Source organism: Shinella sp. GW835-FHT14H05 (assembly GCF_058793575.1).
Genome location: NZ_JBXAFY010000008.1, coordinates 209,619 through 234,681 on the forward strand (window position 1 = coordinate 209,619; position 25,063 = coordinate 234,681).

Annotated in this window: 24 protein-coding genes and 1 pseudogene; 7 read left to right on the forward strand and 18 right to left on the reverse strand. The window is 61.3% G+C overall.

What is annotated here, in order from left to right:
* Positions 1-9 precede the first annotated feature (9 nt).
* The 8 genes from AC1Q6Z_RS23280 to AC1Q6Z_RS23315 all read right to left on the reverse strand — a co-directional run bounded on the left by AC1Q6Z_RS23280 (position 10) and on the right by AC1Q6Z_RS23315 (position 8,644).
* Complete coding sequence (locus tag AC1Q6Z_RS23280; protein WP_435269415.1) at positions 10-672, reverse strand: amino acid ABC transporter permease; 663 nt, start codon at positions 670-672, stop codon at positions 10-12.
* Between the two features lie 111 nt (positions 673-783).
* Positions 784-1,605, reverse strand: a complete 822-nt coding sequence (locus tag AC1Q6Z_RS23285) for a transporter substrate-binding domain-containing protein (protein WP_492649450.1) — start codon at positions 1,603-1,605, stop codon at positions 784-786.
* 124 nt (positions 1,606-1,729) lie between these two features.
* Positions 1,730-2,653 carry a bifunctional Delta(1)-pyrroline-2-carboxylate/Delta(1)-piperideine-2-carboxylate reductase gene (lhpI, locus tag AC1Q6Z_RS23290; protein WP_492649451.1) on the reverse strand — a complete coding sequence of 308 codons (924 nt, stop codon included), beginning with the start codon at positions 2,651-2,653 and terminating at the stop codon, positions 1,730-1,732.
* 2 nt (positions 2,654-2,655) lie between these two features.
* Positions 2,656-3,663: a trans-3-hydroxy-L-proline dehydratase gene (gene lhpH / locus AC1Q6Z_RS23295; protein WP_256120111.1), complete on the reverse strand. Its 1,008-nt coding sequence runs from the start codon at positions 3,661-3,663 to the stop codon at positions 2,656-2,658.
* Positions 3,664-3,777: 114 nt separating this feature from the next.
* Positions 3,778-4,944, reverse strand: a complete 1,167-nt coding sequence (gene solA, locus AC1Q6Z_RS23300) for an N-methyl-L-tryptophan oxidase (RefSeq protein ID WP_492649452.1) — start codon at positions 4,942-4,944, stop codon at positions 3,778-3,780.
* Between the two features lie 28 nt (positions 4,945-4,972).
* Positions 4,973-5,443, reverse strand: a complete 471-nt coding sequence (locus AC1Q6Z_RS23305; protein ID WP_492649453.1) for a GNAT family N-acetyltransferase — start codon at positions 5,441-5,443, stop codon at positions 4,973-4,975.
* Complete coding sequence (locus tag AC1Q6Z_RS23310) at positions 5,440-6,474, reverse strand: Ldh family oxidoreductase (protein WP_492649454.1); 1,035 nt, start codon at positions 6,472-6,474, stop codon at positions 5,440-5,442. Before AC1Q6Z_RS23310 ends, AC1Q6Z_RS23305 begins: the two co-directional genes overlap by 4 nt.
* Positions 6,467-8,644: a N,N-dimethylformamidase beta subunit family domain-containing protein gene (locus tag AC1Q6Z_RS23315; RefSeq protein ID WP_492649455.1), complete on the reverse strand. Its 2,178-nt coding sequence runs from the start codon at positions 8,642-8,644 to the stop codon at positions 6,467-6,469. The genes AC1Q6Z_RS23310 and AC1Q6Z_RS23315 overlap by 8 nt, the downstream gene beginning before the upstream one ends.
* Positions 8,645-8,769: 125 nt before the next feature.
* Here AC1Q6Z_RS23315 and AC1Q6Z_RS23320 point away from each other — a divergent pair, with 125 nt between their 5' ends.
* From AC1Q6Z_RS23320 to AC1Q6Z_RS23340, 5 genes are all read left to right on the forward strand, one after another.
* Positions 8,770-9,450: a GntR family transcriptional regulator gene (locus AC1Q6Z_RS23320; protein ID WP_256120106.1), complete on the forward strand. Its 681-nt coding sequence runs from the start codon at positions 8,770-8,772 to the stop codon at positions 9,448-9,450.
* Positions 9,451-9,588: 138 nt separating this feature from the next.
* Positions 9,589-9,789 (forward strand): AcvB/VirJ family lysyl-phosphatidylglycerol hydrolase, encoded by a 201-nt coding sequence (locus AC1Q6Z_RS23325; RefSeq protein WP_492649456.1) that lies wholly within the window; start codon positions 9,589-9,591, stop codon positions 9,787-9,789.
* Positions 9,790-10,018: 229 nt separating this feature from the next.
* Complete coding sequence (locus tag AC1Q6Z_RS23330) at positions 10,019-10,432, forward strand: hypothetical protein (RefSeq protein WP_492649457.1); 414 nt, start codon at positions 10,019-10,021, stop codon at positions 10,430-10,432.
* Positions 10,433-10,643: 211 nt separating this feature from the next.
* Positions 10,644-12,083, forward strand: coding sequence for a DegQ family serine endoprotease (locus tag AC1Q6Z_RS23335; RefSeq protein WP_492649480.1), 1,440 nt, complete (start codon positions 10,644-10,646; stop codon positions 12,081-12,083).
* Positions 12,084-12,492: 409 nt separating this feature from the next.
* Entirely contained in the window at positions 12,493-13,383 is an 891-nt protein-coding gene (locus AC1Q6Z_RS23340) for a LysR substrate-binding domain-containing protein (protein ID WP_492649481.1), read from the forward strand.
* Positions 13,384-13,386: 3 nt separating this feature from the next.
* On the opposite strand, the gene AC1Q6Z_RS23345 is transcribed toward AC1Q6Z_RS23340, so the two are convergent.
* From AC1Q6Z_RS23345 to AC1Q6Z_RS23385, 9 genes and pseudogenes are all read right to left on the reverse strand, one after another.
* A complete protein-coding gene (locus AC1Q6Z_RS23345; protein ID WP_256120102.1) occupies positions 13,387-13,938 on the reverse strand; it encodes a gluconokinase in 552 nt (183 codons plus the stop codon).
* Positions 13,939-13,940: 2 nt separating this feature from the next.
* Positions 13,941-15,221, reverse strand: coding sequence for a TRAP transporter large permease (locus AC1Q6Z_RS23350; protein ID WP_492649458.1), 1,281 nt, complete (start codon positions 15,219-15,221; stop codon positions 13,941-13,943).
* A gap of 3 nt (positions 15,222-15,224) precedes the next feature.
* Entirely contained in the window at positions 15,225-15,776 is a 552-nt protein-coding gene (locus tag AC1Q6Z_RS23355; RefSeq protein WP_256120100.1) for a TRAP transporter small permease, read from the reverse strand.
* Between the two features lie 75 nt (positions 15,777-15,851).
* Positions 15,852-16,847, reverse strand: coding sequence for a DctP family TRAP transporter solute-binding subunit (locus AC1Q6Z_RS23360; RefSeq protein ID WP_256120099.1), 996 nt, complete (start codon positions 16,845-16,847; stop codon positions 15,852-15,854).
* A gap of 25 nt (positions 16,848-16,872) precedes the next feature.
* Positions 16,873-17,778: an NAD(P)-dependent oxidoreductase gene (locus AC1Q6Z_RS23365; RefSeq protein WP_492649459.1), complete on the reverse strand. Its 906-nt coding sequence runs from the start codon at positions 17,776-17,778 to the stop codon at positions 16,873-16,875.
* 12 nt (positions 17,779-17,790) lie between these two features.
* Positions 17,791-18,090, reverse strand: a complete 300-nt coding sequence (locus tag AC1Q6Z_RS23370; protein WP_492649460.1) for a putative quinol monooxygenase — start codon at positions 18,088-18,090, stop codon at positions 17,791-17,793.
* 23 nt (positions 18,091-18,113) lie between these two features.
* Positions 18,114-19,472, reverse strand: a complete 1,359-nt coding sequence (locus tag AC1Q6Z_RS23375; RefSeq protein WP_492649461.1) for an NAD(P)H-dependent oxidoreductase — start codon at positions 19,470-19,472, stop codon at positions 18,114-18,116.
* Between the two features lie 396 nt (positions 19,473-19,868).
* Positions 19,869-20,150 (reverse strand): annotated as a pseudogene (locus AC1Q6Z_RS23380) (ABC transporter ATP-binding protein); the annotation flags it as partial.
* Between the two features lie 98 nt (positions 20,151-20,248).
* Positions 20,249-21,355, reverse strand: a complete 1,107-nt coding sequence (locus AC1Q6Z_RS23385; RefSeq protein ID WP_492649462.1) for a type 2 periplasmic-binding domain-containing protein — start codon at positions 21,353-21,355, stop codon at positions 20,249-20,251.
* Positions 21,356-21,499: 144 nt separating this feature from the next.
* Here AC1Q6Z_RS23385 and AC1Q6Z_RS23390 point away from each other — a divergent pair, with 144 nt between their 5' ends.
* Together AC1Q6Z_RS23390 and AC1Q6Z_RS23395 are read left to right on the forward strand one after the other, a co-directional pair.
* A complete protein-coding gene (locus AC1Q6Z_RS23390; RefSeq protein WP_492649463.1) occupies positions 21,500-22,672 on the forward strand; it encodes a mandelate racemase/muconate lactonizing enzyme family protein in 1,173 nt (390 codons plus the stop codon).
* On the forward strand, positions 22,669-24,048 hold the full coding sequence (locus AC1Q6Z_RS23395; RefSeq protein WP_492649464.1) for an MmgE/PrpD family protein: 1,380 nt from the start codon (positions 22,669-22,671) through the stop codon (positions 24,046-24,048). The genes AC1Q6Z_RS23390 and AC1Q6Z_RS23395 overlap by 4 nt, the downstream gene beginning before the upstream one ends.
* 85 nt (positions 24,049-24,133) lie before the next feature.
* Here AC1Q6Z_RS23395 and AC1Q6Z_RS23400 read toward each other — a convergent pair whose 3' ends face one another.
* Complete coding sequence (locus AC1Q6Z_RS23400) at positions 24,134-25,063, reverse strand: electron transfer flavoprotein subunit alpha/FixB family protein (protein ID WP_492649465.1); 930 nt, start codon at positions 25,061-25,063, stop codon at positions 24,134-24,136.

A 25,063-nucleotide genomic window follows, 5' to 3' on the forward strand; every position in this document is an offset into this window, starting at 1 on the left:
CGCGACCTCCTAATAGCGGAACAGGCGCCAGGCCACGACGCGCGCCGATAGCGTGAAAGCCTTGGAAATGAGGTAGTAGAGGCACGCCGCGACGAAGAAGTACTCGAAGGTCCTGTAGGTCACGACGTTGAGTTTCTGGGTAACGCCGGTCAGGTCCGTAGTCAGGCCGACAATGACCCCGAGCGAACTCATCAGGACGGACCACACCATCTGGTTGGTCATGGCGTGGAAAACCGCGCGCAGCATCTGTGGGATCACGATGTGCCACTGGGTCTGCACCGCCCCCAGTCCAAGGGAGCGTGCCGCCCGTGTCTGCGTCTCTGGAACGGCTGCAAAGCCACCGCGGAACGTCTCGGCGAGATAACCGGCATTGTTGAACGTGATGCCGAGCAACAGCGCGGCGTAGGATCCGACCTGCAAGCCGAGCGAGCCCAGGCCGAAATACAACATGTAGATCTGGAAGAGTGCGGGCGTGTTTCTCGCCGTCTCAATCCACATGTCGGCTGGCAAGGACAGGTATTTTTTGCCGGATCGTTTGGCGAGGGCCAGGAAAATGGCGAGGACCGTTCCGAGCATCATGGCGAGGCCCGCGATCTCGATCGTTTGCAGAGCGCCCCACAGCATCTCGGGAAGCGAACGCAGGACCGGCCTCCACTGAAATTCATAATCCATTTGCGACCTCATTCTTTGTCAGCGCTCGGTTGTCGCGGACGCATATGCGCGCCCAAGGTGGCGCCCGATCGATTGCGACCGGGTGCCTTCTTGCGATGAGACGAATGCTGGTTATCGGTAGACGCCGGGGACGGTTAGAGCCGGGGCTGCACCGGCATCCTCACCGATCCACTTCTTGTAGAGTTCGGCATAGCGGCCCGAACGCACCTGGCGGTTCAGGAACAGGTTGACGTAGTTGAGCCAACCCTGTTCCTGTCGCTTGACGATCAGTGCGCAGTAATCGGCATCGACCGGCGCGGGGCCGACAACCTTGAGGCCCGGATATTTGCCGGATTCGATGATCGCTGCGGCGATCGTCGACGTGGTGTAGGTCGCGTCGATGCGCTTCTGGCCGAGTGCCAGGAAGGTGTCCGACTGGGTCTGGAACGTCAGCATCTTCGACGCCGGATCGTTCTTCTTCTCGACCTCCTTGGCAAGCGCGAGCGTTTCATAGGCGCCCGCTGGACCGCCGACCGTATGACCCTTGATATCGTCAGGCGCCTTGATGCCCGAATCCTCGCGCGCCAGCACAATCGTCTCGAACATGAAATAGGGGATCGAGAAGCCTACGGTCTTCGCACGCTCCAGCGTGTCGGAGGCGACGGCGACCGCAACGTCGGCCCGGCCCGACAGGATCGCCGGGATGCGGTCATTTTCCGGCGTATCGACGATTTCGACTTCGACGCCGAGCGCCGCGCCGAGGTCGTTGCAGTAGTCGACGTCGAAACCGATTGGGTTATTTTTCGCGTCGCGCGAGCCATTCGGCGGGAAGTCGAGCTGCACGGCGCAGCGAAGCTTGCCGGCACTGATGATGTCGTCAAGCTGGTCTGCCTGTGCAGCCGAACCACATATTGCCACAGCGGCGAGCGCCATAAGTGGGATCATTTTCTTCATTTGCAGTTCCTCTCTTGTTATGGATTATTTCGCATATTGGCTATCGTATACGCTCGAAAGTGCCGCTGTTCCCCGCAGATGGAGGGGAGGGGCGCCTTGAAACGAATCCGATGGCCTTCCCAATTCACCGCGACGGCCGATCCGAAGTGTCCGTAGCGATCATTGCACGCGCCACGCGGCATGCCGCGAGGTCCCACGCCGCACAGCCGACGCTCTTGAAGAAGATCGGGCCAGCGACATCTGCCGTTCCCTTCAGAACGTCAGACAGGGAAATCACCTTGTACCAATCGATGCCGGCCTGGATGAGATCGCCCGCCTCGTGCCGCGCACCGGCGGGATCATCGACGACCAGAGTGCTAGCCAGCACTGTTTCCCTTCCAACCTCGGCTGCATCCGGCGTAAAGGCCCCTACCCCCACGACAAGCCGGTCCCGCGTCGCAACTTCCGCATAGACCGGCGTCTTGCTGGTGGTCAGCGTCACCACGACGTCAACGCGAGACCAGTCGCGATCCGCAAAGGGCCTGACGGCGCAGGCGGTATGCCTTGTACAAAATTGGTCTTCCTCTTCCCGGGAAATCCCAGCGACGACCAGGTTTGCGCCGGGAAAGAAGGAGGCGAATGCCTGTGCATGTGTGGACGCCTGCTTGCCTGTTCCGATGATCGCGATGGTCTTCGGCGGCGTTTTCCGAAGCCGGCTGATGGCCAGCAGCGTCACCGCCGCCGTTCGCCGTCCGGTGACGGTCGGACCGTCGAGGGCGAAGAGGGAAACGCCGGTGACGGCATCGTAGGCAACGACCTCACCGTTGATCGTCGCAAGATTGCGCGAAAGGTTCGACGGGCAGACATTGACGAGCTTGTGGCTCGCAATGTCCTCGGCGCTCGCGGGCATGGAAAGCATGACACCGCCGGCCGCTAGAGGAATGACCAGCCGCTCCGGACTGACGATCTTTCCGTCGGCATACGCGGCCACGGTTCTTTCCAGCTCACCGACGAGCAGACCGAAGGGCAGCAATGTCTCGGTTAGGGATGCATCGAAGTGCTGGACCATCGTCAGCTCACCAGGAAGCCGTATTTGAGCGGATCGGCTTCATCGATCACCCAGTTGGCAAAGCCGCAAATATGGGCGCTGCCTTCCACTTCCGGGACGACGGCGTCGAAGTCGCCGACCTTGGTTTCGAAAAGCACGCGTCCCTTGAAGATCGTGCCAATGATCGATTCATTGACCAGCGTCTCGGCACCGGTCATCTCGCCGCGAAGATAAAGCTGGGCAACACGGCCTGCAGTACCCGAACCGGTCGGCGAGCGGTCGACGGCGCGGTCGGCATAGACGCAGCAATTTGCCTGTGTGGAGCCCGCATGGCGGGGGTCGCCATAAACCATCACGCCGTAGACATTGTTGAATTCCGGGATTTCCGGATGCACGAACGGCATCTTGGCATTCACCGCCTTCTTGATCTCGTATCCGAGCTGCATGACGCGCTGCGCATCGAATTCGCGAATTTCGACGCCGTGCTTGCGGCCGTCGACGTAGAAATAGGTCGCACCACCATACGCGACATCGCCGGTGACCTCGCCGAAGCTCGGCGTCTCAACGGTTACGTCGCGGCTGAAGATGAACGAGGGCACATTGACGAAACGAACCGCGCCGGTGCGCTCGCCATCCCATTGGACATAGGCTTCGATGAAGCCGCATGGCGCATCGATGCCGACCTTCGTTTCCGGCGCTTTCCGCTCGATCCAGCCGAGCTCCACGGCGGCGGTCGCAAGAGCGATGACACCGTGACCGCAATGGGGGCTGTATCCCATGTTGTTGAGGAAGATCACGCCGAAATCGGCCTCGGGATGAACCGGCTCGGTCAGATAGCCGCCGTAGAGATCCTTGTGGCCGCGGGGCTCCAGCAGCACGGCGCGTCGATAGTGATCCGCGTTCTGTTCGAGCCAGGTGATGCGCTCGACAATCGTCTTGCCGGGGATCTTGGGCAGGCCCTGGGTGACCAGGCGAAAAGTCTCGCCGCAGGTGTGCAGCTCCACCGTGGTCAGGAAGCGATCGAATTTCATGTGTCTTCCTCTCACCGACGACCCGTTCGTCGTCGTTCATTCTTCTATTTCAGATATCGTATACGATCTACCAAATGTGTCAAGGCCGTTTACCGCCTTGCATCGACGATATGTTCAGTGGAATGGCAGGCCCGCGAAAAATCGCTCCAGGCTGAATGCCGAAAGATCAGGAGTAGGCCTTCCCGTCAGCACGGCCGATACCGTCTCGCCAATCCCCAATGCATGTTTGAACCCATGACCCGAACAGGCGGACACGAGGAACAGCCCTGCAATGTCCGGATGCCAATCCAGCAGGAATCCATGATCGGAGGTCGACGTGTAGTAGCAGGCCTCCATCGCCTGCAATTCCGGGGAAATCCCGGAGAAGAACGGCGCGACATGCTGCTCGAAAAACCGATCGCTCGACTGGCCGATGCGGGCATCGACCTCCGTGTCCGCGACAAAGAACTTGAGCCCCTCCTCCGATCCTTCGAGCGGGAAAACCGTCGCGCAATCACCACCGACACGCTCGCGAAACCACATCAAGGTCGGGAATCGCTCCGCGCGGTAGGCAGCCGCATCACGCACTTTGAACGTAAAGGTCCGCTGCCGGCCGACAGTCAGCAGGCTCGCAAGCTGGTCGCCAAGGAGTTCGCCCATCCACCGCCCTGCCGCAACGACGACCTGCCGGGCGCGGATCCGCACCCCCTCGGCCTCGATCTCGACACCGCCGGAGACCGAAGTGATCCGTTTGACGGCAGTATTCCTCAAAATCTCGGCGCCCGCGTGTTCGGCAAGGGCGATCTGCAGATCCAACAGCGGCTCGGGGCGGATGAACCCGGCGTCAGGCTCAAGATAACCCGTGTCCTCTTCGGCTATGCCGATGAGCTGCGGATAGCGTCTGCGCAACTCCCTTGACGGTAGAACTTCGTGCACAATGCCATTCGCCTGGGCAATCCCAATGGTATCGCGCAGGAAACCGCTGGCGCTGCTCGTCGCCTCCGACCCGATGATCAAAGTTCCCGTGCGCTGCATCAGGCTGACGCCGTAGCGGTGTTCGAGGTCACGCAGCAGCGCATTCGAGCGCCGGACAAAATGCAGATAGGCCGGGCCTTCGGCAACGGCTTCTCTCGTCACCTTGTAGCCGCCATGGCTTGCGCCATGGCCATGCGGGGGGCTGTATGTGTCGATACCGACGACCTTCCCGCCCGACTGGGCCAGGAAATACAGCGTTGAAGCGCCCATGACGCCAAGGCCGACAACGGCACAGTCGACGTCGAGAATGGTTTGATGGGTAGCCATGATAGCTCGAAACCCCACTTGCCGTGCCTCAGGACGACTGGCGCATGAAGAAAAGACCGGGCAGGTTGGCCGTGAATCCCCACTTTTCGTAGAAGGGCCGCATTTCTTCGAGGCAATAGAGTTCGCGATGCTTGACGCCCGCAAGGACGGGATCCGTCATGACGGTGTCCATTAGGAGGCGCCCGAGCCCGGTGTTCCGCCAGGTATCCTTGACGATGATGTCGAAGATCATCGCCTTGTAGACGCCGTCCGTCATGGCGCGCGCGAAGGCGACCAGCTCTCCGTTCAACGGATCGATAAAGGCGAACACCGGCCCGGCATTCTTCATCAATCGTTCGACATCCGCTTTCTCCCGGCCTTTGGTCCACCACTCCTGCTGAAAGAGATCAACCAGTTGGTCCACCTGCTCGGGCGTGAGGTCCCGCCGAACTTCAAGTCTGTTCCTGTCGAGCATCATTTCATGGCCTTCCTGTTTGAGCCGATCCGTTTCAGGTTTCATGGCGCCTCCCCCGCCAGCGTTCGAAGCCGCTGGAGTTCGCCCTGTGCGATCGGGATGCCGGACTGCTCGGCCGCCGCACGGTTCGCAAATCGCCGCGCGCCGGGGAGCCGATCCTGGCCGGCATCGATCAGCCGGGTGCACAGATGCGCAAGGCGAGTTTCAAATCCGGTAGAGCCACCCCAGTTCGGATCGATCACGACGAGGAACTGCCCCGCTTTCGGCGTTTGCGCGCCGGGATAACCGGTAAAGTCGTTTTCGAAGGAGAACTGCCCCCCTGTGACGGCGCTCGCGAGAATTTCGACGAACAGGGCGATCGAAGACCCCTTGTAGCCGCCGAAGGTGTTCAATGCCCCGCCCGCCAGGATCGCATGAGGATCCGTCGTGGCATTGCCGTCGCGGTCGACACCTGTTCCGACAGGCACCGGCTTGCCGGCGAGCGCCTGCAGGCGGACTTCGCCATTCGCCATGACGCTGGTGGCCTGATCGACGACGAGCGGCGCGGCGCCTTCCACCGGTGCAGCAAAGGCAATGGGATTGGTTCCATAGATCGCCTGCCGGCCACCATGGGGAACCACATTCGCGAGACCGTTCACTGCCGTGAGGGCCATGTAGCCCGAAAGCGCAAAAGGTTCGACATCCGGCCACAATGCGCTGAAATGGTGGGAATTGCGGATCGCGGCGACGGCTATGCCCGTCTCGCGAAGCGCGTTTCTGACGAGCGGGTCCGCGGCCGCAAGCGCACGCTGGGCAAAACCGTTCCGCGCATCGACGCGGATGAAGGACGGTCCAAGGCGCGTGGCATCGGGCACCGCCAGACCGTCCACCCATCCCGACCGCAGAGAACCGACATAGCCCGGCATGCGGAAGATGCCATGGCTCAGCGCACCGTCCCTTTCGCATCCGGCGCAGTTTTCCGCGAGGATTTCGGCGGTCTCCGAGGCTGTGCCATTGTTGACGAAAACCGTCTTTAGAAGCGCTTTCAGCTCGTGAAAGCGAAGGCGGGTGTCTCGGGTTTCGTTTCTCTCAACCATCAGCGAGAAACCTCCTCAGGCAATTTTCGAGAAGCCGCGAGACATTGTTGTCGTAGTTGTTGTGCGAAAGGCTCCCGCAAAAGGTGATCGAGCCGACGGCAAAAAGCCCCCCGCCCGTTTCGGACTTTCCGTAGACGATGTTGGCGCTGATGCCGCCATGCGCCCGCGGCGCGCCGTCGAACACATCAGGCAGAAGAAGCTCCTCGAACGTCGTGTGAAACGAAGGCCCATGCCCTTCGGAGAAGGCGACGATCGTCGCGAATTCCGGCGTGCCGAGATCGGTTGCGGCCTGGTCGATCTCGAAACCCGCCGCCCCACCACCGGACAATCCAAAATCGCCGATGCGCTCATCGGGCGATATGCCGTCAAAAAGAAAGGCAAGGTCCTCCGCGTAGGAGGCAGCGGTGCGGACATAATACGAGCCCTCGAACCCGCCCTCGGCAGTAAAGCCTACGCCGGCAACGGCCTGGGGCGGAATTCCGTTGCGACGCCAAAGGCCGCCATAGTCTCCATCGAGCTGGTGGTAATACTCGCCCGGCTGGCTCGCCCATACCCGCATACCGCCCTCGGCACGCCGGACCTCAATCAGATGCGGCAAGTCGTCTTTGCGGCCGATCTTCCAATAGAAGCCGTTGCCCCCTAGATAGATGAGATTGCCGCCGGCTTCCCGATAGGCGATCAGTGCCTCCATGGTGCGCCGGGTGTGGTATTCGGGGTGCGTGCCGGTCAGCACGACGTCATAGGGTGACAAGGCGGCAAGGCCATCTCGATCCAGGTCCTCATCGGTGATGACGTCAAAGGAGAAACCCTTTTTCTCAAGCCAATCCGTCAGATGCGAATCCGCCGGGAAATGGCGCATACCCGATCCGTTCGCATCGAAGTAGGTGAGATAGTTCGGGCGCATGGTCAGAATGGGCCGCAGGCGCGATGACAGGGTGACCCCGGTTCCGTCGGGATGGCGGCTATAGGTGGAATAGCCGTAGGCGCCGACCTCATCGGGATTGTGCGGATAGGCGTTCCAGGCGGCGGCCCTTTCCGCGAGATCGCCGGCGAAGTTGTCGCGCGCAAAATTCGCATAGGCCATGTAGGTGAAGGTCGGTGCCAGGAAGACGATCCGCTGCCGCTTGGTCCTCTCTCCCGGAATGACATAGAACGGAATCGTGTCCTTGCCGGCGCCGTTGTCGATCTCAAGCCCGTAGACACCGGATTGCATGCCCTCGGGTACCTTCATGCGGATCGTTGTTTCCCAGGCACAATCGCTGAGGTCGTCGGAATGAAAACGGATCGCGGCATAGTCTTGCGGCGCCTGCTTCCAATCCTGATTGCGCCCGGACCAGGCCGATGACCGGACGGCACGCATCGGCATGTTGATCAGGGAAAGGCGCGCTTCGCCTCCCGTCGCATCCGCCACCCAGGTGTCACGCGCGTCCCCGCCGAAATTCCAACTGGCAATGATTTCCCATGCGGACGTTTCCAGTCGCCTTGCGCTCGCTAAAGGACCTTCTAGGGCTCCGTTGAACGCCTGCGTGGGATGACCTCGCCACACAGCGGCAATGCAGATGTGATCCGCGCCAGTCAGCGCCGCACTCGTAACGTGGGGAGAACTGGCCTGCTTCCCTTCGACGCCGCGGGGGCTCTCCTCCACGATCACAACCGAGAAACCATCGGGCTTGAAAGTCAAGTCAAGACGAGACCAACGATTCAGCGGCAGAGCGAGGCCGACATCGAATACCCGATCCGTTCGCAACTGCTGGAGAAATAGCATGCCGCCGCGAACAATCATTGCCACGCCTGTGGTTCCTTCGGCGTTCTGCAAGGAAAAGACTGTTTGTGCGCTGTCGGAAAAGAGAGTCGGCTGTATTACCAGCTCGATCTCGACCAACACATAGTCGCTCAGATCCGGAATCTGACCAAACGCGCAGGAACCGAGATGCGCATGCTGCTCTGAAGCCGGATAGCTTTCCGCGAGGCCGAAGTCAGCAGCCTCGGTCTTGAAGCCAGGTCCTGCCGGATTCGGATCACAGCAGATGAGACGAAGTCCCCGCGCAGCAACCGGCCGATTGCCGTGAGAGGAAACCTTGAATTCCAGAGTGCCACCGGGCGTAGCGCTGAGGGGCGTAACGTAGCCGATCAATCCCGGTGTTTTTTGCCCGTCCACCACGCGCAGCACTCCTTCTTTCCTTATATAGAATATCGTATACGATTACGAGTCAAGACAGACAAGCACCGATCGTATATACGCTACGGTATTCGAAGCGCCCCACGCGACCGCGCCGAGCGACCATGGAGTGAAAGTTGCCGCTGAAAGCCCAAAACCTGCCGTCACTCGGCAGCACGCCCCCGACTTCGGATATCATCGCGAAATACATTCGCGAAGCGATTGTCACTGGCGTCCTGGATGAGGGCGAGCCTATCCGCCAAGACGACATTGCCAAGCTCTTCGACGTCAGCAAGATTCCCGTCCGCGAAGCGCTGAAGCGTCTCGAAGCCGAGGGGCTTGTCGAGTTTCAGCGCAACCGCGGCGCTGTCGTAACGAGTATCACCGAACCGGAAATCGCCGAGATTTTCGAAGTGCGGGCCATGCTGGAAGCCAACGCGCTGAAACTTTCGGTTCCGAGAATGACCGAGCGCACATTCGAGCGTGCTGAAGGCTATTGCGACGAGTTCGCCCGCGAGACAGATGTCGCGCGATGGGCAGAACTGAACTGGCAATTTCACTCCTGTCTCTACGAAGACGCAGACAAGCCCTTCCTGCTCAACCTCATCCGATCGGTGAACGACCGGATCGAACGATATCTTCGCATTCAGCTGACACTATCGGGCGGAACCGGCGTCGATGATCGAGAACACCGCCAGATTCTTGCCGCCTGCCGGCAGCGCGATGTTGCGCTCGCGACGGACCTGCTCGTCACCCACATCACCAAGGCATGCGAGTCTCTGCTGAGCAATCTGCCCAAAGTCAGAGGGAACAAATAGTCACTTGCAGCTGTATTTGCCGTTGAAAGGATCTTGACCGCCGACCCGCAAAGTGGACGAGCAAGAGTGCGCCCCGTCTCCCCCTGTGCGCTGCTTCCGCCCGAGCGTAAGCCGCATTAGACGGCCGACCATATCCGTATGTCCCACCAGGTCGACGACATCGAAGGCGAGCATCATTTCGACAACGAATACGAAGGCCTTGCCGACCGCATCATAGATGGGCTGAAGGCGCGGCTGGCCCCGGCAGTAAACCCCCACTCGATGCCTGAGAGAAAGATTACAGATCGGCCATGTTTGGTGCCTGCGCCCGGCGCAACACAGAGAAAAGCAAACCATTGACAAGAAACGGTAATTCGAGAACACTTACCGGGCAAGCTCCTCAATCCGGGCATTAATTTGGCGAAAAAGGCGCCCGAAACTTTATTTAATTGTAACATGACCAGACTGGGCGGGCGGGCCTATAGATGATGACAGGCTGGATGCCGCCGGCGGGAAGGAACCGCGACGCGACGACACCGGACAGCCGGGTGGAGGGTACGTCTTCCCTCCTTCTTCGAGGATACGCGTCATGCGCTCGACATTGAAAACCATCACCTTTGCCACTATCGCTCTTTCGCTTTCCGTAGGCGGCGCCTTCGCCGCCAGCCGGCACGAGCCTCCCTCGGGGCGTGTTTCGACCCATGATCACGACTCTACCGATCCCCAGGCGTCATCGCAGTATATGCCAGCGCTTCTCTACAAGCCGAGCCTCAACCAGGTTCTCATCAGGCTACGTTCGGCCGACGAGAAGATACAACAAGAAGAGGCCATGCATCGGTTGTCGGCAAGCGCCGTGCGCAAACTAGAAAGCGAAACCGGTAGCATCCACAACCAGGCAATGACCGCCGCCAACTCCCATGCCGGCGCGATCCCGAACACCACTTACAAACGCCTCGAGAGCGACATCCGCAAGCTCGACCAGGATATCGTACGGTTGAGCTGACCTTCGGTACCCGTCGGCGACGTTCGACCACATTTCACCCCCCAGCCTGAACACGAGAGCGGCCGCCCTGCACCTGCGGTCCGGTCTCGTACGCTCCGGCGCCTGTCTCGCAGGCACCGGAGCACCGAACAAAGGAAGACGACCATGACCAGAATTCTTGAAAAAACATCGTGTCGCAGCGCTCTTCGGCGTCGCCCTGCTGGTGCTGCCGATGGCTGCCTCCGGCCTTTTCGGCACGAAAACCGCGCAAGCTGCTGCACCGCAAAGCTTCGGCTCACCGCTCGCCGAGGGTTCCTTCGCCTCGGTCGTATCGGCCGACAAGCCAGCCGTCGTCACCATTACGACAACCCTCAGTGCGGAAGATGCCAGTGCCGATGGCACCTCCCCCTTCGGTGGCGGTTCGCCCTTCGACCAGCAGTTCCGCGACTTCTTCGGCCAGCGGCAGATGCCGCAGCCGCGGTCTGCCGAAAAGGCCCAGGCGCTCGGCTCCGGCTTCGTGCTGACGAGTGACGGTTACATCGTCACCAACAACCACGTCATCGACAAGGCGAACACCATCAAGGTAACGCTCGACGACGGCACGGAACTGTCGGCGAAGCTCATCGGTGCGGACCCGAAGTCGGACCTAGCCGTGTTGAAAATCGACAGCGACAAGCCGCTGGCCACGATTGGCTGGGGCGAATCGGATAGCTTACGCGCCGGTGATCCGATCCTCGCCATCGGCAACCCCTTCGGCATCGGCACGACGGTAACGGCCGGCATCGTCTCGGCCCGCGGCCGCGACCTGCACAGTGGACCTTATGACGATTTCATCCAGATCGATGCACCGATCAACCACGGCAATTCGGGCGGTCCGCTTGTCGGCGCCGACGGCAAGGTCGTCGGCATCAACACGGCGATCTATTCGCCGAATGGCGGCAGTGTGGGCGTCGGTTTCGCCATACCTTCCAACCAGGCGCAGGCGGTCGTCGCCAAGCTGATGAAGGACGGCTCGATCGAGCACGGCTTCATCGGTGTGCAGATTCAGCCCGTGACCGCCGACATCGCCGATGCAATCGGGCTTGCCAAACCGACGGGTGCACTGGTGGCGAAGGTCGATGACGGCACACCGGCGGGCAAAGCCGGTATCCGTTCCGGCGACATCATCACCGCGCTCGGAGGCAAGGCAGTGACCTCGCCGCGCGATCTCTCACGCATGGTTGCCGATCTCAACCCCGGCGCGAAGGAAAGCCTGACGGTCTGGCGCGATGGCGGCGACAAGGACCTTTCGATTACCATCGGCAACAATGAGGACGGCAGTGGGCAGATCATAGCCGATGCTGGCGGCAAATCGGGCAAGGCGGCACAACATGTGCCGACCATCGGCGTTCAGCTTGGTGACCTGACGGCGGACATGCGGCAATCGCTCGGCCTGCCGAAGGATGAAAACGGCGCGGTCGTCGAGGGTGTCAACCCAGACAAGCCCGCCGCCGACGCCGGCCTCCAGCCGGGCGACGTCATCCTTTCGGTGAATCAGAAGCCGGTTGGCTCGGCCGGTGAAGCCAAAACCGCGGTTTCTGAAGCGGGCAAGGCAGGCCGCAAGGCCGTCCTGCTTCTGGTACAGCGGCAGGACCAGCAGACCTTCGTGACGGTCCCCTTCGCCCAGGGTTGAGTGTTTCAGCCTTTCAACAGCCGTCCAGCGCTGCTGGGCGGCTGCTTTTTGACGGCATCCGTCGGCTAGTCACATTCCTGAGGCGAAATAGGTGCGAGAGCCGGCTCCCCTCGAGCGACTTACGTTATGCGCGGGAACGAAAAGTTAATTGCAGCGATTCCTGAGCAACTGTCGCGCCTGATAGGCGCGAACCGACACGAATACCGCCCAGAGACGGCGGGCAGTGCTCTGTGATTTCGCTTTGTCTGTCGAACGCATCGTACTGTCCTCGCTTTCCGGCGTGAATCTACAACCTGCCGTGTCAGCGACGCAGTGCAGATTGCGCATTGCAGCGTTGCAGCTTGCTCGATGCTTGGCGGAACGGAAGGTAGATGATTTAAGAAAGCGAACCTTATGCGGACAATCCCTGATGCACATCCCCATCAAGCCGATTTTTGTCTTCCATACAGCGGCTCGCGCGGGCAGCATTTCGCGCGCCGCTAAAGAGCTCAGCGTCACACCATCAGCCGTCAGTCAGCAAATCCAGGCGCTTGAACTGCAGCTCGGCGTCTCCCTATTGGCCAAGGCGGGTCGCGGCATTGTGCTGACAGAGGCCGGCGAACGCTATTTTTCGATGATAGCAGACCAGGTCGAGCACATCGCCGAGGCGACTGCGACCATCAAGGGTTTCCGCTCCGTCACCAGCCTCACCATTCGCGCGACGCCGACGCTTTCCAACAAATGGCTGCTTCCGAGGTTGGCCTCGTTTCTCGACCAGCAGCCCGACCTGGAAGTGCGCCTCGATGGCACGAACGAGCCGACTGATTTCAGCCAGGAGATCGTCGATATCGAGCTTCGCCACGGCGACGGGCGCTGGCCAGGCCTGTTTGTCGAGGGTGTGGTGGAGGAAGAGTTCATGCCGGTCTGCTCGCCGGGCTACGCCGCAGCCGATAGTCTTTTTCCGGAGGATTTGCCGAAATTCCGCCTCATCCATTCCGCCAAGTCTCAGGCGCAATGGACGACATGGTTTCCTTTGGCGGGAGTGACATCCACAGACCGTTGGCAGCGCGTATTGTTCGACCGCAGCCATATGGCAATCGACGCCGCCGCACGCGGCATGGGCATTGCCTTGGAAAGCACGCTGATGATGGAGGAGGAACTCGCTTCCGGCCGTCTCGTCTGCCCCGTCGCGTCCTACCCGGCAATCCGGCTGGTGACCCAGTGGATCGTCTGCCCGTTCGATCATCTGCGGCGAAAGAAGGTGCGCACCTTCCTAGACTGGCTGCGTGAAGAACGGGATGCCTGGGCGGCAAGGCGCTGAGGATCAGCCGCCGGTCGAGGTCCGCCCATCGAGCTGGGCAAGCGCGAACACGACGATTTCATCGGGCGACATGCGGATATCGAGGTACACGACATCCTCGTCTTCTGCCGGTGGCTCCAAGGTCTGCAACTGGCTTTCGAGCAGCGAGGCACTGGCAAAATGATTCTGACGGTCGGCGAGCCGCTCGCCGATCAATTCCGGGGCGCCGGTGAGAAAGAGGATCGGGAACGCTCCAATCTTCGCGCGGAGGAAGTCACGGTAGCTTCGCTTGAGGGCGGAGCAGGCAATGATGACGGGCCGGCCTTCCGCGCCAATCGCGGCTTCCGCCACAGCCGTCAGCCACGGCCAACGGTCGTTATCTGTGAGACCGATACCCTGGCGCATGCGTTCGACATTCTCGGGGCTATGATAAGCATCCGCTTCAACGAAGGTACCGCGAAGGGAGTTCACGAGACGGCTGGCGATCACGCTTTTTCCCGTGCCCGCAATGCCCATGACGAGAATGTAAGCCGCCTGCATCATTTCAGGGCGCAGACTTTGAACTGCCTTAGCCATCGTCAATACATTCCCAAAAGACGGATCGGGCCGAGAGTGAGGATCGGGAAGAGCACCAGCGCGAAGATGGCCAGCGTCAATACCGCCATCGGCGCCAGCGAGCCGCGGATGACATCCTCCACCTTCATGTTGGCCACCTGCGCCGCCGCAAAGAGGCAGACACCGATGGGCGGGGTCACGAGGCCGAGTGTCAGCGTCATGACGGTGACGATTAGGAAGTGGATCGGGTCGATACCCAGCGCCTGCACCGGCGGCATCAGCACGGGGATAAGAATGAACATGGCGGGGATCGCCTCCATGAAGATGCCGATGATCAAAAGGAAAAAGAAGATGACAAGCATGCCTGTCGGCGGGCCGAGGCTCATGATCTGCATCAGTTCGGCCACCTTCTCCGGCAGGCCATCATAGGTGAAGATCCAGGCGGCAAGCTGCGAGGTGGCGGCGATGAAGAGGATGGTGCCGGAGATGCGCGCCGTCGAGATCAGGATTTCCGGAATCTCGCGGAGCGGAAGGGTCCGGTAGACCAGAAGGCCGAGGACCGCGACATAGACCACGGCGATTGCCGCCGCCTCGGTGGGCGTGAACAGACCGCTCGCAATACCGATGATGAGGATCAGCGGCGTCAGCATCGGCAGGATGGCACGCAGGCCCGTCACCACCAAGAGGCGAAAATTGAAGGGCGTCGGCGGATTGTAGCCGTAGTAGACCGAATAGAAATGGTTGAAGACCAGGAATGCGAAGGCGATGAACAGGCCCGGCACGAGACCGGCGACCAGCAGTGTGCCGATCGACACGTCGGCGATAGAGCCGGCGATGACAACGAGGATGGACGGTGGGATGATCGAGGAGAGCGTGGCGGTGCAGAGCGTCATGCCGACGGCATAACCCTTGGGAAAGCCGTGCCGCTCCATCGCCTTGATCTCGATGGCGCCAACGGAGGCAATGTCGGCGACGGAGGAGCCGGACACGCCTGAAAAGATCACCGACGAAATCACGTTGACATGGCCGAGACCACCCGGAAGCCAGCCGACGATCGCCTCGGCGAAGTCAAAAATACGTTCGGCGACCCGGCCGCGCTCCATCACGGCCCCGACCAGAATGAAGAGCGGCACCGCCACCAGCAGGAACGAATTCATCGACGAGAACATCGTCTGTGACAGGAGATCCATCGGCATGGACGTGAACAGCCAGAGCGTGGCGATACCGGCGAGCGCTAGAGCTACCGCAAGCGGTATGCCGAGCATGCTCAGCCCGAAGAAGGAAAGGAGGAGAAAGAGCGACATGGGTCAATGTCCCGCTGATATGGAGATGTCGGCATGGGCACTTTCACCCGCCGGCAGGCCGAGTTCTGGAAGCGCGATGAGGTCGCGGCGGCGGCGCAGGGAATCGAAGATCGCCAGGATCGCGATCGCCGCGGAGACGGGCATCACCATGCCGATCACCCACATGGGAATGGGCAGCGTCGCGGCGGTCTCGTTCATCATGATCTGCTGACGCACCAGCGTCAGCCCGGTCCATCCCATCAAAGCAAAGAAAAGGACGGAAGACAGGACATAGATCGGCACGGCGAGATTCTGGAAGAGCCGGCGCGCAAGCACGAGGAAAATAACGACGCGAGCACTCTCGACGGTCCTGAAGCCGGCGGCGAGACCGAGGAACACCATCCAGATGAAAAGAAAGCGCGTCGCTTCCTCGGTCCACGGAAACGGGTGCCCGGCAAGACGGCCGACGACTTGGATCAGCACGACGACCAGGATGCCGGCGCACGCAGCACCGGCGGCGACATCGGCGATGATCTTCACGAAGGTGCCGAGCGGGGAGCGCAGGGGAGCACGCATGGAAATACCTTTCCGCGGGAGTGAAACAGAAGCCTGGGCCGACACCTGTCCCAAGACAAGGTGTCGGCCCAAACGTCAGTTCGTCTTGGCGAAAGACTGGGTGCGATCGAAGAAGGACTGGTCCTTCACGAGAGCGGCAAACGTCTCCGACAGCCCGGCTGCGACGTCAACGAACGCCTGGCGCTGCTCTTCCGTCAGTTCGTTGACCTCCATGCCCTTTGCCTTGAGGGTCTCCAGCGACTTTGCGATATCCGCAGCGTCGTTCTCGGCCTTCCAGGCCTCGGTTTCCTTGGCAGCATCCTGCAACGCGGACTTGAAGGCATCACTCAAGCCTTCATAGCGTGCCGGGTTCATGCCCAGCACCCAAGCGTCGGCGATGTGGTTGCTGATCGTTGCGTATTTCTGCACTTCGAACAGGCGGGCGCTGACTGGAACGTTGATCGGATTCTCTTGCCCGTCGACCACCTTCAACTGCAACGCATTGTAGACTTCAGCGAAAGCCATTGGCGTCGGCGCAGCACCCATCGCGCCAAAGAACTCAACCCAGAGCGGATTGTTCGGCACGCGTAGCTTCATGCCCTTGAGGTCAGCCGGTGCGGTGATCGGAAGCTTCGAATTGGTAATCTGGCGCAGTGGTCGGGACCAGAGATCAAGGCCGAGAATGCCGATATTGCTGAGATCGCCTTGGAGTTCCTTGCCGAGATCACTGTCAAGATAAGCGCGCAGCTGCTCAATGTCCCGGAACTGGTAGGGGATAGCGATTGCCGTGAACTTTGGATTGAAAGTTGCGTAAAGCGATGTGGAGTTCAAGAGCATATCCAGCGAACCACCCGCAAGCTGCTTGACGCCAGCCGATGGATCGCCGCCGTAGAGCGTGCCATTGGCAAATACCTTGATTGTCAGCTCGCCATTCGTCTTGGCAGAGACCAGCTCGGCGAATTTGTTGGCGGCAAGGGTGATTTCCGACGTATCGGCATCCGGTGTTGAAAGCGTCAGGGTTTCGGCCGCGGCGAACGAGGCCGAGAAGAGCGTTGCTGCCGCGACGAGGCCGCGAATGGTAAAGAGTTTCATGTCATTCCTCCCAAAGAATTTGATGTCAGGTACAAGCCGTCAGTTGCGCGGAATCGTTCATGCGCCGAAGTTCAAGAATGATTCCGCTATGATCCAGATCGCCATCGCCGTTGTCGACCATGGCCTGGTAGAGCCGGTCGACCTCCTCGCCGACCGGTAGCCTCAATCCCCGGCTATGTGCAAATGCCAGGGCCGTGGATGTATCCTTCACTTGGTATTTCGCCGGACCGCCCGGCTGGAAATCGCCCATGACCATTCTCAGGCCGTGTTGACGGAAGATGGTGGAATCGGCGAAACCACCGAGCAAGGCCTCGCGAACGCGGGCTGGATTTGCCCCGCCCCGTTCTACGAGTGTCAGAGCCTCGGCAACCGCACAGATTGTCGAAGCGACGATGAGTTGGTTGGCGAGTTTCGTCAGTGCGCCGCTGCCGGCAGGGCCGACGTGCGTAACCCGTCCGAGGCACGCGAAGACGGCGGCAAGTGCCGCAACATCCGCCTCGACGCCCCCCGCCATGATGGCAAGCGTGCCATCCCGCGCGCCTTTCTCACCGCCGGAAACCGGGGCATCGCTATAGGTAAGGCCGCGACCGACCACCTGCTCGCCGATGTGCACCGCTGTTTCCACCGGAATGGAACTCATCACGACGAGCGCGGCGGCCGCTTTCATCGCGGCCACGACACCGCCGGCGCCCAAAAGCACGTCCTCGCAGACCGGGCCGGAGCTGAGCATGCAGATCACCACATCGGCGCCGGCGGCGGCCTCCGCCGCCGAGCCCGAGACGGCGATGCCGCGGGACGACAGCACATCGGCCTTGTCCCGCGTCCGGTTCCAGGCAGCCACCTGAAAACCCGCATCAGCCAGCCGGCCGGCCATGTGCCCGCCCATGATGCCCGTTCCGATAACGGCGATCCGTTTCACACTTCCGGCCATGGCACACCCTCTTCACGGATAGTGGCGGTGAAGGAAGCGGACAGGCCGCTCCTCCAGGATGAAGGATGGGAAGGCCGCCCGGAAACGCTTGAGATGTGGCGTTTGCAGATGGACATCGAACGCTGCGCGGCTGTCGTAGACTTCGTAGAAGACGACAGTGCCGTCTTCTCCTTGCGGCTGGGCGACGTCGAACTGGCGGCATCCCGGTTCATCCGCCAACGAATGCTGCGCATCGTCGCGCGCGGCCTCCAGAAAGTCCGCAAGCCTCTCCGGCCACACGCGAAACTCGGCAACAACGACGAAAACTTCCATCTTCCCGTCCTCTTACCGCGCGATCAGGCTGCCGCTTCCTGGCCGGGGCGGAAGCGTGCTTCCATGTCCTGGCGCAGTGTGACGACATCGAGGTCGTTGACGATCTCGACATCATCAAAGCTGACGATCTGGTCCTTCTTGATCGGCCGCTTGAGCTTGACGTTATGAGCAAGGCCGATCGGCAGAGCCTTCAGGTCGAGGCTGCGCGTCGCCGGGATGGCGTTGGCCCAGACGGCGTACCCGCCCTCACCGTCCAGCATTTCGCCGGGCTGCATGTCCTTCTTGGCAGTCGCAACCGCGTCGCCGCGGAACTCCTTGGATGTGCCGGTCGGTTCATTGCGGAGCACTGCGGACAAAACGCTAATGGAAGTTTCGAGGCCAATGATGTGGAAGGGGCGCCACATGGAGGCATACCAGCCCGACGGATCGGTAAGGAGGCCATATTGCTTGAAGCAGGCGCGGGCATATTCGTTGTGCGCCTTGAAAGTCACGAAGACGCCGTAGCGGATATTGTTGAAGACCTCGCGGCCATCAGGCTCCTGGCTGGCCGCGATGTCGACGAGGCCGGACCGGGCCATGCGACCGCCGTCGCTCACCGGACGGAAAACGCGGGCGAGATCGTGGAGACCAGCGGGCGGAAACGCAAGGCCATCATCCGGGCAATCGAGACCCGTGCCGTTTGCAACGGCGGCCATCTCGATTGCAGCCTTGGTGCCGTCCGTGAAGGAGTTGTAGAGCTTCGGGTTGAGATTGTCTGCGGCAACCTGTTCTTCAGTCCAGCCGAACAGTCCCCATACCGTATCTGGCGTGGAATAACGGTAGCGCGGCTCGAAATTCATGCCCTTGCCGGCAGAGGTGACGTCGAAGCCGGTGGCGCGAGCCCAGTCGACAAGCTCGCAGATCAAGGCTGGCTGGTCGCCATAGGCCATGGAATAGATCACGCCGGCCGCGCGGGCCTTCTCCGCCAGAATCGGACCGACCATGACGTCGGCCTCGACATTGACCATCACGACATGCTTGCGGCTTTCGATAGCAGCAAGCGCATGGCGCGTACCGGCGATCGGATGGCCGGTTGCCTCGATGACGCATTCGATCTCGTCGCAGCCGAAGATCGCGTTGACGTCGTTGGTTACGAAGGTCTGGCCGGTCTTCAGCGCCTCGCCGCAGCTCCGTGCTTGGTAGCGCTCCTTGGTCCAGCCGACCCGCTCCATGGATTCGCGTGCCTTGGCGACGTCAAGGTCGGCGACGGCAACCATGTGCAAGCCGTCAATGCGCTGGGCCTGAGCAAGGACCATCGAACCGAACTTGCCGGCGCCGATCAGTGCCACACGAACGGGACGGCCATTGGCCGCACGCAGGGAAAGAAGGGAATAAAGGTTCATCGACAGGGTCCTCAGCTTGGGGATGATTGTGAGGAGTGCCCCGCCGAAGTCCGCGCATCGTCGAGCGAACGGCAAAGCGCATGCGCTTCACCGGCCACAATCGTCGCAATGAGCCTGGTCTCCTCCGAGGAGGGCGAGTTCGCCGCCACTCCCAGCCGCCTCCCGAGCAGCTTCGAAAGGAAGGTACGGCCGATAAGCGCTTAGCTCAATTTAGAAAGTCGAACGAATTTGTTAGATTTTCTAACTAATCCGATGCCGCATATGGTCAGTTCAAACGCGCCAAGCGCGCCGCCGCTTCTCCTGCCGGTGAAAATTCAGCCAGCGCTTCGCAGACGCAACTATGGACAAACCGACACGGCAAGGGTGGCGATAGCAACTTGCTGGCAGCGAGGACGCTCAATGAGATCCCGCCTGCACAAAGTGCCACTTTGAGACCTCTTGGTACAGGCGCTTCGGCGGCTCGTAGCCAATGTGATGGATTGGGCTCCGAATCTCGTCGGTTGACACAGGCCGTTTGATGTTACGCCGCGACGGGTCCGGTACAGGGACTGCCGCCATCCGCTTTTGCGTATAGGCATGCTGCGGATTCTCGAACACGGCCTGGCGCGGACCAATCTCGACGATCTCAGCGAGATGCATAACTGCCACCCGATGGCTCACCCGCTCCACCACGGCGACGGGGCATTCGCGTATCAGCACGTTTCAACGCCTTTGGTTTCATCGCATCAGCGAAATGCAAGGGGTGCCACGCTTTGTCGGTGCGGCACCCCGAGCCATTACTGCCGGCCCGCAGTTTCCTTCGCGATCCATTCTTGAAGCCAAGAAAAGGTCGCGTCGTCGAAGGCCACGGCGCCGCGCAGGATCTCGCCGGCTTGTGCGCCGAGCGCTTGCGGATAAGGACCGACGATCTCGTCGGACTTCTCGACGTTTTCCGGCTTGCGCAGGTCGACGAGCACCTCCTTCATCGCGGTATTATAGGCCTCCACGATTTCGCTCGGCGTGTCCGCTGGCAGCGCAAGTGCCTTCGAGGCCATGACATTGAGGTTAAAGACGGCTCTCCATGCCTCGAAGCCTGGTCCTTCCGGGTCCTTGCCGAACATCGAGCGATACACTTCGACAAAGGTCGGCAGGTCGGGGACCGTGGGATCACGCACGATCTTTCCGTTTTCGTCGGCAATGCCGAAGGCAAAGAGCGGCACGGCCTCGCCCGCCTCGATCAGCGGCTTGACCTGTGTCGGATAGGCTTGGGTCGAGTCGAAGTTGACGTTGAACTCGCCGCGCTCGAAAGCGGGCCGGGCATCGCCGCGGTTGATGCCGTAGATCGGCTTCAGGTCGAGATCCAGCAGATCCAGGCTCAGCAGCACGCGCATGTCGCCGCCCGAAGGGTTGTTCGCCCCCATAACCAGTTGCTTGCCCTTGAGAGACGCCATGTCTCCGAGCGTTTTCGGCCCAATATCCGGCCGGGCATAGACCACCGTGCCGGCGGGCGAACTGATGATCGGAATCCAGGTGTCGAGCTTGTAGCGAACCCGTTCATCCCGGAACACATAGTTTGACGTAACCGACGCCGCGACCGCAATGAGCGACAACCCATCCGGCTTGGCACGCTCCTGGAACTGGTTGCTGCCGGCAATCGCGCCAGCGCCTTCCACATTCGTGACGATGACCGTGGGGTTGCCGGGCAGCTTCGCCGAAAGAAAGGGGGCGAGATAGCGCGCATAAAGGTCGGTTCCCCCGCCAGCCTCGTAGGGCACGATGATCTCGACACGCTTTCCGCCGAAATCGGCTGACTGCGCATAGGCTGCACTCGCCCACATGGCCGCAGCCGCGACCATGAGTCGACCCAAACTCTTGATAGGTTTCATAAACTCCTCCCGTTTCATGATGTGAAATGTTGTTCCACAAATTTATCGTAGTTGGGTTGCGCACCGGGAGTCAAATCAATATGTTTCACACCATGGAATAGCATTTCAAGCGCTACACATAGCGTCGTCCGGGTTCTCCCGGTGTTCAAAAACGGGGGAATCATGAAAATCGAGCGGATCGAAATCATTGTCAGCGACCTGACCCAGCGCCTGCAGCGTATGCGTTCCACCGGCTCCTATGATACGGGACGCTCGGGCGACCTGCTCGGTAAGCCGGTTCTGGTGAAAATCTTTGCAGAAGGTGTTGTCGGCTACGGCCAGATCCGCCCGCTTTCGCCGCATCACTCGATACCCGACACCTATGCCAGCATCATTACCGCGATCCAGGAGGTGTACGGGCCTCACTTGATCGGCCGGTCGATTTTCGACGTGGAAGCGATCCACGCGATGTTCGACAATCGCGGCCCGCAGAACGTCAATGCCCGCGCCCTCATCGACCACGCCCTATACGACGCCATGGGCAAGGCGCTCGGCCAGCCGGTCTACAACCTGATCGGCGGTCTCTGTCAGGAGCTCATCCCGCTCGAATGGTCGATCAGCATGGCAAGCGACATTGCGCGCGCGGTTGAGGATGCGCAGCGCGCGGTTTCGCAGTTCGGCATCACCGTACTATGTATGAAGGCCGGCCATCCGAACGGCTGGCGCGAGGACGTGCGAACCTTCCGCAAGATCCGCGAGGCGATCGGGCTCGACATCGTGCTCGGCATGGATCCCAATACCGGCTGGAGTTGTAGCGACACGTTCAGCGTTCTTGAAGCGCTGAAGGATTATCGCCTCGATTACCTCGAACAGCCGATCGACCGGCATGACCTGCGAGGCATGGCGGCGATCAGGGCCGCGGCAAGCGGCGTGCCGCTGATGGCGGACGAGGCCTGCGGGACGATCAAGGACGCGCATGCGATCATCGCTGCGGGCGCCGCCGATGTGCTGTGCATCAAGCTCTACAAGCATGGTGGCATCACGCCGGCCCGCAAGATTGCGGCACTCGCCGAAGCGGCAAACCTCAAGATCAATTGTGGTGGGCTTGCTGTTCTCTCACAGCTCGAGGCCGCCGCCGGCGCGCATTTCTATGCCAGCCGGCCCGCGCGGCAGGTCATGCCCGCCGGCGAGTTCATTTTCGGGCTCGGCGTCATGGGTCCGGATCCGATCGCTGCAGAAAACGACTTCCAGATCCGTGATGGTCACGTCCGCGTGCCGAACGGACCCGGCTTCGGCATCACCATCGACGAGACGGCACTGGAGCGCCTGACGCTGCGGCGCGAGGTACTCGCATGAACACCATGTCAACGACGGTTATCGCCCGGCTCGGCGCGTGGCTGAGCTCACTGCGTTATGAGGATCTTCCGTCCGACGTCGTGGAGCACATGAAGCTGTGCCTGCTTGATGGCATCGGCTGCGGCCTCTTCGGCGCTCGCCAGCCCTGGGGGTCGATGGTGTCGGAACTCGCCTCGGAGCTTGGCGGCAGGCCCGGCGTAACACTCTTCGGGCGTGGCGAGACGGCGAGCCCGCCCAATGCGGCGCTCGCAAACGGCACGGCCATACATGGCTACGAGATCGATGACGTGCATGTCTCGTCCTCCCTGCACCCGGCAGCCGTCACCATTCCCGCAGCCCTGGCAGTGGCCGAAGCCGAAGGACGCAGCGGACGCGACCTGCTCCTGGCACTTGCGGCCGGCTATGAGATCGGTATACGCGTCGGCATCTGCGCCGGCGTTAGCCACTCGACCAGCGGCTTCCATGTCACTGGGACGGTCGGGACGTTCGCCGCGGCCGCGGCCGCCGCATCCTGTCTCAAGCTCGACGCGACTGCGAGCGCACATGCGATTGCGCTTGGCGCCACGCAGGCAAGCGGCCTCTATGCGGCGCGCAAGGGCGCGATGGCCAAACGCTTCCACGCCGGCCGCGCCGCCGAAAGCGGTGTTCTCGCCGCCCTCCTGGCCCGCAAGGGATTTACCGGCGCACTCAATGGAATCGAGGCGCAGTCCGGCGGTTTCATGAGCACGATGAAGGGACAATTCGATCCCGAGACAATACTCGAAGGATTGGGGGAAAACTGGGAATGCCGACGTGTCGGCTTCAAGCTCTACGCGGCATGCGCAAGCGCACACACGACGATAGACGCGGTCAGGGAGCTGACAGCAGCAGGCCTTCGCGCCGATAACCTCCAGCACCTTACCATTAGCCTCAGCAAGAAGGGCGCCATGAATGTCGGCTGGCCCTACCAGCCGGTGGATATCGTCTCAGCGCAGATGAACGGATCTTTTGCCGCGGCGATTCAGCTGCTCGAAGGCGATGCCTTCGTGAAGCAGTACAGGCAGGATCGCCTCGCCGATCCCGACGTGCTCACGCTCATCGCGAAGATGGAATTCAGGCATGAGCCGGAGCTCGACGCCGGCGGCGCCGCGAACCGTCATCGCGTCAACGCCGTCGCACGCATGACGGACGGCCGGGTCCTCGAGACGGACGTGCCCCATCGCACGGGCAGCGCGGAACGCCCTGTCGGGCGGCAAAGGATTGAACAGAAGTTTTTCTCGCTCTGCGATGGCATCGTGCCACCCGCTCAAGCCCACGCGATCGCCTCCACGATTGCCACGATGGATGCCCAGGCCACCCTCCGTGAACTTGGCCGGCATCTCTCCGCTACCCATTAGCCTGAGCCGACTCGCGGGCTCCCTCACCGTCGTCATCCTCGGTTCAAGCCTCAGGGTAACGACGGTAAAGTCGATGCGTGCCCGTTCAGAGCGCCTTCTGCAACTCCGGCAGCGCCTCGAAGAGATCGGCGACGAGGCCATAGTCGGCGACCTGGAAGATCGGCGCCTCCTCGTCCTTGTTGATCGCCACGATCACCTTGGAGTCCTTCATGCCGGCAAGGTGCTGGATGGCACCCGAGATGCCGCAGGCGATGTAGAGTTGCGGCGCAACCACCTTGCCCGTCTGACCAACCTGCCAGTCGTTCGGCGCATAGCCCGCATCGACCGCAGCACGGGAGGCACCCACCGCCGCACCGAGCTTGTCGGCCACGGGGAGAATGACTTCCTGGAACTTCTCCGACGAACCAAGCGCACGGCCGCCCGAGATGATGATCTTGGCCGAGGTGAGTTCCGGACGATCCGACGAGGACAGCGCGTCCTTGACGTGGGTCGAGAGGCCGGGGTTCGCAGCCGCCGAGACGCTTTCAATCGATGCACTGCCGCCTTCAGAGGCCGCAGCGAAGGACGCCGTGCGCACCGTGATCACCTTCTTGGCGTCGGTGGACTGAACCGTCTGGATCGCATTGCCCGCATAGATCGGACGCTTGAACGTATCGGCCGAAACGACCTCGATGATTTCCGAGACCTGCGCGACATCGAGAAGGGCTGCCACGCGCGGCAAAACGTTCTTGCCGACGGAGGTGGCGGCAGAGACGATGGCCTCGTAATTGCCGGCCAGCGAGACGATGAGCGCTGCCAGCGGTTCCGCCAGGTTGTTGGCAAGCGTTTGATCCTCGGCGACGAGGACCTTCGAGACGCCCGAGAGCTTTGCCGCCTGTTCGGCTGCTGCCTTGGCACCGGCACCCGCGACGAGCACATGCACGTCGGGACCGATCTTGCCTGCCGCCGTCAGCGCCTTTGCCGTCTGGTCGGAAAGGTGGGCGTTGTCGTGATCTGCCAGAAGAAGAATGGCCAT